General features: G+C 36.8%; 18 protein-coding genes, 1 other RNA gene and 1 other annotated feature. All 19 genes read right to left on the bottom strand.

All coding sequences use genetic code 11. The features are described 5' to 3' along the window. Positions 1-165: 165 nt before the first annotated feature. Positions 166-453 carry a DUF2508 family protein gene (locus tag FHL05_RS09285; RefSeq protein WP_153385157.1) on the bottom strand — a complete coding sequence of 96 codons (288 nt, stop codon included), beginning with the start codon at positions 451-453 and terminating at the stop codon, positions 166-168. A 1-nt stretch (position 454) separates the two neighbouring features. Further along, a complete protein-coding gene (gene recR, locus FHL05_RS09280) occupies positions 455-1,054 on the bottom strand; it encodes a recombination mediator RecR (protein ID WP_153385156.1) in 600 nt (199 codons plus the stop codon). Continuing rightward, the gene (locus FHL05_RS09275) at positions 1,054-1,362 is read right to left on the bottom strand and encodes a YbaB/EbfC family nucleoid-associated protein (protein ID WP_337692532.1); all 309 of its coding nucleotides are present in this window, start codon (positions 1,360-1,362) and stop codon (positions 1,054-1,056) included. Before FHL05_RS09275 ends, recR begins: the two co-directional genes overlap by 1 nt. A 33-nt stretch (positions 1,363-1,395) precedes the next feature. Then, entirely contained in the window at positions 1,396-3,123 is a 1,728-nt protein-coding gene (gene dnaX / locus FHL05_RS09270) for a DNA polymerase III subunit gamma/tau (RefSeq protein ID WP_153522526.1), read from the bottom strand. 71 nt (positions 3,124-3,194) lie between these two features. Next, an RNA gene (gene ffs / locus FHL05_RS09265) (signal recognition particle sRNA small type) lies at positions 3,195-3,295 on the bottom strand. Between the two features lie 36 nt (positions 3,296-3,331). Continuing rightward, positions 3,332-3,808 (bottom strand): nucleoside deaminase, encoded by a 477-nt coding sequence (locus tag FHL05_RS09260; protein ID WP_162000270.1) that lies wholly within the window; start codon positions 3,806-3,808, stop codon positions 3,332-3,334. Position 3,809: 1 nt separating this feature from the next. Next, a complete protein-coding gene (locus FHL05_RS09255; protein ID WP_153385152.1) occupies positions 3,810-4,124 on the bottom strand; it encodes a hypothetical protein in 315 nt (104 codons plus the stop codon). A 43-nt stretch (positions 4,125-4,167) separates the two neighbouring features. Beyond that, a complete protein-coding gene (locus tag FHL05_RS09250) occupies positions 4,168-4,770 on the bottom strand; it encodes a class I SAM-dependent methyltransferase (RefSeq protein ID WP_153385151.1) in 603 nt (200 codons plus the stop codon). A gap of 75 nt (positions 4,771-4,845) precedes the next feature. Further along, positions 4,846-5,214: a 50S ribosomal protein L7/L12 gene (gene rplL / locus FHL05_RS09245; protein ID WP_057867318.1), complete on the bottom strand. Its 369-nt coding sequence runs from the start codon at positions 5,212-5,214 to the stop codon at positions 4,846-4,848. Positions 5,215-5,248: 34 nt separating this feature from the next. Further along, a complete protein-coding gene (gene rplJ / locus FHL05_RS09240; RefSeq protein ID WP_153385150.1) occupies positions 5,249-5,761 on the bottom strand; it encodes a 50S ribosomal protein L10 in 513 nt (170 codons plus the stop codon). Between the two features lie 47 nt (positions 5,762-5,808). Beyond that, positions 5,809-5,928, bottom strand: a sequence feature (ribosomal protein L10 leader region). A 30-nt stretch (positions 5,929-5,958) separates the two neighbouring features. Beyond that, on the bottom strand, positions 5,959-6,639 hold the full coding sequence (gene rplA / locus FHL05_RS09235) for a 50S ribosomal protein L1 (protein ID WP_153385149.1): 681 nt from the start codon (positions 6,637-6,639) through the stop codon (positions 5,959-5,961). Between the two features lie 103 nt (positions 6,640-6,742). Then, positions 6,743-7,165: a 50S ribosomal protein L11 gene (gene rplK, locus FHL05_RS09230; protein WP_162000269.1), complete on the bottom strand. Its 423-nt coding sequence runs from the start codon at positions 7,163-7,165 to the stop codon at positions 6,743-6,745. A gap of 119 nt (positions 7,166-7,284) precedes the next feature. Next, positions 7,285-7,830 carry a transcription termination/antitermination protein NusG gene (nusG, locus tag FHL05_RS09225; protein WP_153385148.1) on the bottom strand — a complete coding sequence of 182 codons (546 nt, stop codon included), beginning with the start codon at positions 7,828-7,830 and terminating at the stop codon, positions 7,285-7,287. A 96-nt stretch (positions 7,831-7,926) separates the two neighbouring features. After that, on the bottom strand, positions 7,927-8,112 hold the full coding sequence (secE, locus tag FHL05_RS09220) for a preprotein translocase subunit SecE (protein WP_153385147.1): 186 nt from the start codon (positions 8,110-8,112) through the stop codon (positions 7,927-7,929). Between the two features lie 13 nt (positions 8,113-8,125). After that, positions 8,126-8,275 carry a 50S ribosomal protein L33 gene (rpmG, locus tag FHL05_RS09215; RefSeq protein WP_075887434.1) on the bottom strand — a complete coding sequence of 50 codons (150 nt, stop codon included), beginning with the start codon at positions 8,273-8,275 and terminating at the stop codon, positions 8,126-8,128. 76 nt (positions 8,276-8,351) lie between these two features. Next, the gene (locus FHL05_RS09210) at positions 8,352-8,927 is read right to left on the bottom strand and encodes a sigma-70 family RNA polymerase sigma factor (RefSeq protein WP_153385146.1); all 576 of its coding nucleotides are present in this window, start codon (positions 8,925-8,927) and stop codon (positions 8,352-8,354) included. Positions 8,928-9,057: 130 nt separating this feature from the next. Next, the gene (rlmB, locus tag FHL05_RS09205; RefSeq protein WP_153385145.1) at positions 9,058-9,828 is read right to left on the bottom strand and encodes a 23S rRNA (guanosine(2251)-2'-O)-methyltransferase RlmB; all 771 of its coding nucleotides are present in this window, start codon (positions 9,826-9,828) and stop codon (positions 9,058-9,060) included. After that, the gene (locus FHL05_RS09200) at positions 9,809-10,222 is read right to left on the bottom strand and encodes a Mini-ribonuclease 3 (protein ID WP_153385144.1); all 414 of its coding nucleotides are present in this window, start codon (positions 10,220-10,222) and stop codon (positions 9,809-9,811) included. The genes rlmB and FHL05_RS09200 overlap by 20 nt, the downstream gene beginning before the upstream one ends. Beyond that, entirely contained in the window at positions 10,215-11,621 is a 1,407-nt protein-coding gene (cysS, locus tag FHL05_RS09195) for a cysteine--tRNA ligase (protein WP_153385143.1), read from the bottom strand. The genes FHL05_RS09200 and cysS overlap by 8 nt, the downstream gene beginning before the upstream one ends. Positions 11,622-11,635: the final 14 nt, after the last annotated feature.

Here is an 11,635-nt window from a genome sequence, read left to right as displayed (position 1 = left end):
TTAAGCGTATCAATCTTCAAATTTTTTGGCTCCGAGCAAGCTCGTCAGCCAAATAAAAAACAGCTAGACCAATTATGATCTAACTGCTTATGTAAACTGCCATCAACTTAATTTGACGAACAGCCATAATTATCTCGCCATAGTCCTTTAGTTTAAAATTCTGTTTTACCAGTGCTTTTCAGCGCGACTAGGCTGTTTCAAGAATGTATCTTCATCACCAAAGATAATATTCGTAGTTGCTTTAGCCTTAGCTTTTCGACGTCTTGCCTCTAAATACAAGTATTGATATTTCAACTGATCTAATTTCATTTTGATTCGAGTTGTTTCATCAACGTCTACTGAATTATTGATCATCCGTTTTCTATTGCTAATTCTAGTTTGGATAATATGAATATTATCTAACAGACGGTCATCTTCCATTTTTTGGACGCTTACTTTTTTTCTACCAAACATGTTAAATCTCCCTGCGACCTAGAACCGCACTCTTTAGAGTCATTTCATCTGCATATTCGATATCAGATCCGACAGCTAAACCATGTGCTAATCTAGTTACTTTTATTCCTGCTGGCTTAACTAATTTGGCTATGTATTGGGCAGTAGCTTCACCCTCGGGAGTGGCATTAGTAGCGATGATCAACTCTTTAACCTGCGAGTTCTCCTTCAAGCGATTTAGTAAGAGCTTAATATTTAAGTCTTCAGGTCCAATCCCATCAACTGGTGAGAGAACCCCTCCTAGCACGTGATACAATCCGTTATATCCGTTCATATCGTCTAGTGACATAATATCTTTGGCTTGTTCAACCACTAAAATTGTTGATTGGTCGCGATTTTTATCGCTACAAATAGGACAAATCTCTTCTGTAGTAATATTGCCGCAGATTTTACAAGATTTCAGGTCAGTTTTTGCGGAAATTAAATTATCAGCAAATTCCTTAACCTGATCTTTATCCATACCAAGTGTGAAAAAAGCCATCCTTGTTGCGGTTTTACGACCAATTCCTGGTAACATCATATAACTATCAATTAATTTAGATATTGGTTCTGGATATTTCATTACATCAACCCGTTTGTGTATTTACCTAATTTTTCTTGCTTATCTTTATCAACAGCATCAAAAGCATTGTTCAAAGCATCAATCAACATATCTTGCAAAGTATCAGGATCATCTGGATCAATAATCTTGTCGCTGATTGTCATATCAGCGATTTTTTTATCGCCAGTAACTTTCACAACCACAAAATCGTCAACTGATTTACCAGTGTATTCAGTTTTGTTGAGTTCTTCAGTAGTTGATTGAACTTCTTTTTGCATCTTTTGAGCTTGGCGCATAATGTTGGCCATATTGCCACCCATTCCACCCATATTTGGCATTCCTTTACTCATAAAAAATTCCTCCTAGTCATCTTTAACATCAACTATATCGTCACCAAATAATTTTAATGCTTCATCAACGGTGGGATCAGTTTTTTTAGTTTCTTTCTTAGATTTTACATTGTCTTTATTGCTTAAATCAATATTATTGTCGATATATTCTTTTCTAATTTTAGGCCAATCGACCTTTGGTACTAGAACGATTTGGCAATCTTTTTTCATCAACTTGCTAGTGTTGTCGCTCAATTCTTGTAAGAAACCAGTATCGTCTTGAACTTGCTCAAACCACATTGCATAGTCAAAAGCTACCACGATTCCATCAGAAGAAGCTGCAACTGGCTCTGCGACTTTCATCATAGCACGTTGTGTTATTGAAAGCATACTCATTAAATCGGGCCAAATATCTCGAGCTGCTACCAAATCATTTTTAGTAGCATTGCTCAAAACTTTATAAATAGCAGTCTTATTGAGACGGTTATTATTATTTCGATGGTGAGCCTTTTTAGTTGGCTGTGTAGCAGCAGGCTTGGTCGTACCGTTTGATAAAGTCTTAACTTCATTTTGCAAGTGTGACACTTCATCGCGCAATTTATCTAGTTCAAGATTGCCATTATCGTTGTCACTCACTGGAACTTCCGTAGGATTTTGTTGCGACGCTACTTGCTCCACTTGAGGTTCGCTAATTTTGACGGTTAAGATTTCCATATAAATATCAGTTTGGTTAGAATTCTTTAAATTCTTTTGCGTAGCGCTGACTTGGTCGACAATATAAAACAAGCGTGCATTGTCGAACTTGTTAGCGATGTCGAGCAATTCTTGAGTCATGACCGAGCTATCCATTTGCTTAGATAAATCTGAATTAGAATTATACAAGATTAAATTACGACAAACTCGGATAATCATTTCAGTAAATCTCAAAGCTGAACGACCGCTAGCTAAGATTTGATACAAACTAGTCAGAGCCTGTGCCGGTTTATTATCAGCGATCGCTGTCATATAAGAAACAATCTGTTCATTGCTTAATGCACCGGTTACTTCTTGGGCATTCTTTAAAGTCAACGAATCATCGCCATAGGATAACGCTTGATCCAAAATACTTAAAGCATCACGCATTCCACCTTCTGCTGAGGCAGCAATGATATTCAATGCTTCATCGTCATATTCAATATTTTTATCATTTAAAATGAATTCCATCCGCTTCAAAATATCTTGGCGGGAAATTCTTCGAAAATTAAAACTTTGAGTTCTAGAAATAATCGTGGCCGGAATCTTTTGTGGTTCCGTTGTGGCTAAAATAAACATGACATTTTCAGGTGGTTCTTCTAGTGTCTTCAATAAGGCATTAAAAGCACCTTGGGAAAGCATGTGAACTTCATCGATGATATATACTTTGAACTTAGCTTCAGTTGGTGCGTACTTAACTTTATCGCGGATATCACGAATTTCTTCAACACCATTATTTGAAGCAGCATCAATTTCAATCACATCGTTCAAACGGTTCTCGTTTGCTGCCAAACAAATCTCGCATTTATTGCAAGGTTCGCCATCTTGGGGATTAAGGCAGTTGACCGCTTTGGCTAAAATTTTAGCACAAGATGTCTTACCTGTTCCTCTGGGACCACTGAACAAATAAGCATGGCTGGTCATTTGACTAGCGACTGCATTACGCAGGGTCTGAGTGATAACATCTTGACCGATTACATCAGAAAAAGTTTGGGGACGCCAAACTCGATATAGTGCTTGATATGCCATTTTTTCTCCTTAAAAAATCTGATATGTAAATTTTACCACAAAAAAACTCCTAATCTTTAACAGATTAGGAGGCTTATATGCATAACAAAAGGCACATGACACACCTTACTTAGTGCTGCTTCCTTCCGGATCTGACACGATTTGTAAGAGCATCATTGCCCTAAGGCCTTGCGGCAATAACTATCATACTATAAATCACTAAACTTTTCTACTTCTTAGAGCGAATTTTTCGGAAAAAATTTCTTAAAAGCTGAGCTGATTCATCAGCCTTAATATTGCTCAATACTTCTGGTTGGTGATTGTAGCGCGTTTCAGTCAATAAGTTATTGATTGATCCTACTGACCCAGCTTTAGGGTCGCTAGCTCCAAAAATAACTTCTTCCACACGACTATTAATAATTGCCCCGGCACACATCGGACATGGTTCTAAGGTCACGAATAAACTAGTGTGCTCTAGACGCCAGCTGCCAATTTTTTTACAAGCTGCTTCTATCGCAATAATCTCTGCATGCTTGATAGCATCTTGAGTTTCTTCTCGTTCATTCGAACCCTTAGCAATCACTTCGCCAGTTAAGTTATCGACGATAATGCAGCCGATTGGAACTTCTCCTCTAGTTTCAGCTTCTTTAGCTTGTGTTAAAGCTTGTTCCATATATCCATTTATCTGTTCTTCTGAAAATATCATATTAGTTAATTAAGTTAGTTACTTTCTTCTCCAAATATTTTGGTAAAATTGGAGCTTTAATCTTCAATTGATCTTTTTGCTTTTGGAGCGACTCTAAAATACTAATCAATTCTTTAACTTGATCATCTGAAAGAGTCCTGACAAAATCCATCAATTTATCGTTACCGTGAAGATATTTTTCAACAAAGGATTCCAATTTTTCTCGATCTTTTTTAGCAGCATTTTCTTTCATAGAGTGCTTCACTGCGCGCACTGCAAAATAAGTTCCCGTTGAAACACAAGATAATAAAATACCGATTAATATTTTTTTCTTCATAAGTAAACGCCTCCAATATGAATATACCATATTGCTAGATTTTTTAAATCATTTTACTTTTGAGAATATAATATCCTTTTTCACGAGTGACAATTTCCACATTGCCAAAAGTTTTATCCATTAATTTTTTAGCCGAGGGTGCACCTTGCTTCTTTTGTAGAACTATCCATAATTCACCATTTGGTTCCAAATAATCCTTAGATTCGGCAAGAATTGCTGTAACAACGCTCTTGCCTGCTCTTACAGGAGGATTAGAAACTATCAAAGCATACTTATCTTTAACTTCTTTATAAACGTCAGATTCAAAAATTTCTACATTTTTAATCTGATTGTTAGAAGCATTTTGCTTAGCTAAATCTAAGGCCCGCAAATTAACATCGACCATTGTTACTGTTCTCTTATCCTGTTCTTTAGCAAGTGCTAAACCAATTGGACCATAGCCACAACCAACATCCAAAATATTGCCATTAGGAATATTTTGGAAATCAATCGCCTCAATCAAAACACGAGAGCCATAGTCAATGGTCTGTCTTGAGAAAACGCCACTATCTGACATAAAATCCAAGTTGTGCTTTCGTAAGGTAAAATTAAAATTCTTTACTTCATGCTCTAAACCAGGTGTATTTTCAAAATATTGATTTGCCATAATTTTTCCTTCCTCACTACTATTTGAGGGTAAAAAAAAATCCTCTTACGAGGATTAATTTTAACATAAAGTGTATTACTTCAATGTAACTGTTGCACCAACAGCTTCAAGTTTAGCCTTCATGTCGTCAGCGTCAGCCTTAGCAACGCCTTCCTTGATAACCTTAGGAGCGCCATCAACAAGGTCCTTTGAGTCCTTCAAGCCAAGTCCTGTGATACCACGAACTTCCTTGATAACCTTAACCTTTTCTTGTCCTGCTTCTGTAAGTTCAACGTCGAATGAATCTTTTTCTGCAGCAGCGTCTCCACCAGCAGCACCGGCAGCAGCAACTGGAGCAGCAGCCTTAACGTCAAATTCTTCTTCAATAGCCTTAACAAGGTCGTTAAGTTCTAGAATTGAAGCATCTTTTAAATCATCGATAATCTTTTGTGTATCTAAAGCCATTTTAATGTCCTCCAAATATTATGAGTTTTTTTAATTAGTTAGTAGCTTCTTGTCCATCGTCTTCTTTATCTGCAACGGCCTTAACAACCATAGCAAAGTCGCGAACAGGAGCTTGTAATACAGATACCAACATTGATAGCATGCCATCTCTGTCTGGTAATGTTGCAAGTTCTTGAATTTCATCAAGTGAAGCTGCTTTACCTTCGATGATTCCACCCTTGATTTCAACGGATTCAACATCTTTGGCAAACTTAGCAGCTACTTTAGCAGGTCCAACAGGATCTTCTTCTGAATAAGCAATAGCTGTTGGTCCAACGAAGAATTTCTCTAGACCTTCAACACCAGCTTTTTCAGCTGCACGTCTCAAGATTGTATTCTTGATAACTTGCATTGTAGCATTTTGTTCACGTAATTCAGCACGCATTTCTGTTGCTTGTTCAACAGTTAGACCTAAGTAGTCAACAACGATAACTGACTTTGCGCCTGTTAATTGTTTAGCAACTGCATCAACTTGTGCTTGTTTTTGTGCTAGTACATCTTGCTTCATTATTACGTTTCACCTCCACAATTTTTTAGTTAATTATCTACAACGGCTTAAAAATAATAAAATCTCTGTGCCCTCAGGACACAGAGATTAAGTGAAATAATCTTCTGGCCTCGGCAGGATATTAAGACTTTCATCACCTGAGTCTTCGGTAGAAATCAACTATAATAATTTATCATTATTTTGGTTATTAGTCAACATTAAGCGTTAATTTTTAGACCAGGTCCGAATGTGGATGTCATATTAACACTTGTTACATAATTACCTTTAAGTGATGCAGGACGAGCTTTTACGATAGCACCGTAGAATGCATCAAAGTTTTCTGTAATTTTCTTTGTATCGAATGAAATCTTACCAATAGGTGCGTGGATAAGACCATTTGAGTCGACACGGTATGTAACTTGTCCGGCTTTAATATCATTAACAGCCTTTGTAACGTCCATAGTAACAGTACCTGTCTTAGGGTTAGGCATCAAACCTTTAGGTCCAAGAATACGACCTAAACGTCCAACTTTAGCCATCATTGGTGGTGTTGCAACAGCAACGTCAAAGTCTAGCCAACCGTCTTGGATCTTGTCAACAAGATCATCTGAACCTACAACATCAGCGCCGGCTGCTTCTGCATCCTTAGCTTGTTGTCCTTCAGCAAAGACAATAACCTTTTGTGTTTTACCTGTACCATTTGGTAGTACGATAGCACCACGAATTTGTTGGTCAGCTTGTTTAGGATCAACATCCAAGTTAACGGCAACTTCAACAGTTGCGTCAAATTTGGCATAGTCAACCTTCTTCAATAACTCAACGGCTTCTTCAGCGGTGTAGCGTTTGTTTTTATCTACTTGTTTTAGTGCTTCTGTATATTTTTTTCCATGCTTAGCCATGCTAAGTTCCTCCTTGCTTTGTGGTCTTTACGGAGAATTATATTTTCTCCTCCCACTTGTTAAGAATGTTTTCACATCCCTGTAAACTGCTTGATCTAGTCTTTTACTTTACTTCAAAGCCCATACTTCTTGCAGTACCAGCAACCATACGCATTGCAGCTTCAACACTAGCAGCGTTTAGGTCTTTCATCTTGGTTTCAGCAATTTCGCGAACTTGGTCTTCAGAAACTGTGGCAACCTTGTTTGTATTAGGTTCGCCAGAGCCCTTTTCAACGCCAGCAGCTTTCTTCAATAGAACAGCAGCTGGTGGTGTCTTAGTAACGAAATCGAATGAACGGTCTTCATATACTGAGATAACAACAGGGATAATCATACCCTTTTGATCTTGTGTACGCGCATTGAAATCCTTTGTAAAGGCAACAATGTTAATACCAGCTTGTCCTAAAGCAGGACCAACTGGGGGAGCTGGAGTAGCCTGTCCAGCAGGGATTTGTAATTTTACTACGTTAGCAACTTTTTTAGCCACGGTGCATACCTCCTTGTTCCGTGATGTGGTCATGATGAGAATTAATATTTTCTCTCCCACATGTATGTGTCAAAAACATACCGTTATATAGTAGCACGGCCTACTCTTCTTAGCAATAATTATTTTTGCTTTTCAACAGATTCAAAATCAACTTCAGCACTTGTCATGCGTCCAAACATGTCAACATCAACTTTAAGTTTTCTATGTTCATCGTCAATTTCAGTAATCTTACCTGTTGTATCGGAAAAAGCACCATCAGTAATTTTAACTGTTTCGCCAATTTCGAAGTCAGATGGTTTTTGTGAATCCATTCCAAATTGACTCAAGATGTTATCAATTTCTTCAGGTAACAATGGTGCTGGCTTACTACCAGAACCATGACTGCCGACAAATCCGGTAACGCCTGGTGTATTACGAACGATAAACCATGATTCATCAGACATAACCATTTCTACTAAAACGTAGCCAGGGAAAGTTTTTTCCATTTCTTTCTTTTCTTTACCGTTTTTCATTTTTGTTTCTTCTTCTTCAGGAACAACTGCACGGAAAATGTAATCTTCCATACCCATTGATTGAGCACGTGATTTCAGATTTTCCTTAACTTTATTTTCATATCCTGAATAAGTATGTAAAACATACCATTGTTTTGCGCCAGCTTCAGCCATATTTTCCTCCAAAAAAATCAAAATAAAAAAACTCCGAACCACAGTCGAAGTTTCCTCGTTAGTTTCATCATAGCAAATTTTTTAAGTACTTACAATCTATTTACCCATTACAAAGTGTTGCAATAATGTAATTAAGCCCCAATCGACTAAGGCAAAGAAGATTGCATACATTAATGATGTAGCGATAACTGTCCATGTATCGCGACGGTTCTCTTTAAATGTAGGCCAAACAACTAATTTCATTTCTTTGTTGACACTACCAAAAAATTTAAATAGTTTCATTTGTTCCTCCAGATTATCTTGTTTCTTTATGTAATGTATGTTTGCCACAGTGCTTACAGAACTTTTTAACTTCTAGACGTTCTGTTCTATTTGGGTTTTCTGTAATCGTATAGTTACGTGATCCACAAACAGTACAAGCAAGGGCGACTTTTCTTAATCCCATTTTATTCTCCAAAATCCAACTTATATCTTAATCCTATTAATTGTAAACTCTTCGCAAACTTTTGTCCATTGCAATCTCATGACAATCGTGCTTGCAATTTTCTTTTTCTAATTTTGACTTCGCATCTTTTAATCGCCCGTTCAATCTGTCTAAGATCACACTTAGCTAATTGACAAGCCTCTTCTTTAGAAATTTTCCCAAGGATATACTGAAATGATAAAAGTTCCATTTTACTCAAATCTTTAATAATGTCTTGAATTTGGTCCTTAACTTCTAGCCAATTACAATTTTCAATTGCTGTCAAATCTTGATCATCATCTAAATCGACAAAACTAAGCGGCTTAGTATGAATATTTGCTCTTCTCTTATAAGCATTCTCATGTCTAATTTTATCGATTACATGATTTCTCAACTTCAATTTAAAAAAACTACCAAATTTAGAACCACCATTGCCATCAAAAATCTTGCAAGTTTGATAGCAAATCAACATAGCATCTTGATACCAATCATTAATATCGTAACCGGTAATAAAATATTGCAACTTCATATTATTAATCATTGGTTGATATCTTCTCACTAAATTACCTAGAGCAATTGAGTCGTCAGTCTCTTTAACGCAATCAATCCAGAGTTTTTCCATATCAGTAGACATTAAGTATATTTACAGCGTTTTATTTTATATAACTATAAAATAGCATGTCATTTTACCGATTATAAGAGAACACCTGTTTACAAAAAAATCGAATGAAATATAATCAATTCAATCATATTTCATTCGAAAATTAAGCGTTACGCGATGCAAATGCTTGGTATAACAAAATACCAGTTGCAACACTGGCATTCAAACTTTGCACGTGTCCTACCATTGGGATATTCAAAGTTTGGTCAGCTTGCTTCAAAACTAATGGTGAAATGCCTTTACCTTCATTACCGATAATTAAGGCAATTGCACCTTTAGCATTCCAGTTACGGTAGTTGTCGCCTTCCATAGCTGTTCCAAAGACCCAAACATTACGCTTCTTCAAGTCTTTAATCGTATTAACTAAGTTAGTTACTCGAACTACTGGCACGTGTTCGATTGCACCAGTTGAAGTCTTGGCAACGGTTGAAGTTAGACCAGTCGAACGATGCTTAGGTACGATAATACCGTCAACACCAACAGCATCAGCTGTTCTCATGATTGAGCCCAAGTTATGGGGGTCTTCAATTTTATCAAGAATCAAAATAAAGGGATCAGTTCCTTTTTTTTCGGCACTCTTGAAGATATCGTCCATTTCAGCGTACTGATAGGGTGCGATATAAGCTGCCATCCCTTGGTGATTACCATTGTCACTGATGTCATCAAGTTTATTCTTTGGAACTTCTTGAACAATCAAGCGGTCACGTTTGGCCAATTTGACTGCTTCAGCAATATGCTCGCTGGATAAACCTTTTTGAACCAAAACTTTGTTGACTCTTTGATCAGCGGTTGCGGACTTCAATAGTTCGATCACTGAATGAACTCCGTAAACTAACTCTTTTTCTTCTGTATTATTATTCGAATTTCCTGCCATCTGTTTCACCTATCTCTACTTCATTTATGCACCATTGTGCTAATTCTTTAACACGTTTCTTATCTCCAGTAATATCTAAATAACCAAAGACTGCTTCAAAACCAGTGGACATATGATATGTGACGACACTCGTATTCTTGGCTTTTGTTTGTTTCTTAGCATTGCGTCCATTTTTGTAAATTCTGACTTCATGCTCTGACAAAACGCCCTTATCTATCATTAAAGTTATTAAAGATGCTTGTGCTTTAGCTGAAACATAATGTTTCGCTTGGTGCTGTAATTCATTTACCTTAGTAATATTTTTAGAAAGTAAGTGCTCACGAACAAAAACTTCGTAAACCGCATCTCCCAAATACGCTAAGGTCACTCCATTAAATTTCTTAACATCAGTCATTAATATGCCACCGTGTTCCCTGAGGTGTATCTTCGAGGATTACACCCATATCTTTTAATTGATCACGTAATTTATCGCTAGTGGCAAAATCTTTATTTGCACGTGCTTCATCACGTTCATCGACCATCTTTTGAATCTCAGCAGACAAATCTTGTTGACTATCTAACTTGATTCCTAAGATACTTGTCAAATCGACCATAGCTTTTAGGATAACATTTACAGCATTTTTAGCAACTTGTGTCTTCGAACTGTAATTATTTGCGAAACTGACCAGATTAAAGATTTCAGTCAAACCATTTTGGACGTTAAAGTCATCATTCATGGCTGTTTTGAAGTCCTCAATAATTTTTTCAACTTGAGTTGCAACTGTTGTATCGTCGCCATCAGTCGCGTCAGACAATCTAAACTTCAGATTGTTATATGCCGTTTTGATTTTATCTAAGTTGTCAGCTGCTTTTTGTAAATTAGCTTGTGAATATTCTAATGGTCGACGGTAATGAGTGGATGACAAGAAGAATCTCAAAACTTGAGGATTAGTCTGCTTGACTAAATCATGAACTGTGACGAAATTGCCTAAAGATTTACTCATTTTTTCGTTATTTTCAACCGTCACGAAGCCATTGTGCATCCAGTAATTGACAAACTTTTGACCAGTTTTAGCTTCACTTTGAGCAATTTCATTTTCGTGGTGAGGGAATTCCAAATCTTGACCGCCACCGTGAATGTCAAAGGTATCGCCTAAGTATTTAGTTGACATCACTGAACATTCAATGTGCCAACCTGGTCGACCTGCTCCCCAAGGAGAATCCCATTTGATTTCACCTGGTTTAGCTTTTTTCCAAAGCACGAAGTCAATCGGATCTTGTTTCTTATCAAACTCGGCTTCGCCGATATGTTCACTAGCACCTTCGACTAATTGGTCGATATTTTGATCAGATAATTCACCATAATGTTTGAACTTACGAGCTCGATAAAAGACATCTCCGTCAGATTCATAGGCATAGCCTTTTTCTATCAATACCTTTACAAAATCAATAATTTCTTGAATATTATCAGTGGCTCTAGGATTAATCGTTGCTTTTTGAACATTGATGGCTGCAATATCTTCATAGAATGCTTTGATAAAACGATCAGCTACTTCTGGAACGGTAATCTTTTCGCGATTAGCTTCTTTTATCATTTTGTCATCGACATCAGTGAAGTTAGAAACAAATTTAACCTTATAACCTAAAAATTCTAAATAACGTCGTACCGTGTCAAAAGCTACGATTGAACGAGCATTTCCAATGTGAATATAGTTATACACTGTGGGTCCACAGACATACATTTTTACTTCATTAGGTGTTAATGGTTTAAATTCTTCTTTTTCACGTGTCAATGTATTGAAAATTTTCAACATAATCTTCACCTATA

The organism is Companilactobacillus halodurans, from assembly GCF_009600995.1.
Lineage (GTDB): Bacteria > Bacillota > Bacilli > Lactobacillales > Lactobacillaceae > Companilactobacillus > Companilactobacillus halodurans.
Note: the sequence above shows the minus strand (reverse complement) of the source record. Positions and strands in the feature narration are given on the sequence as shown.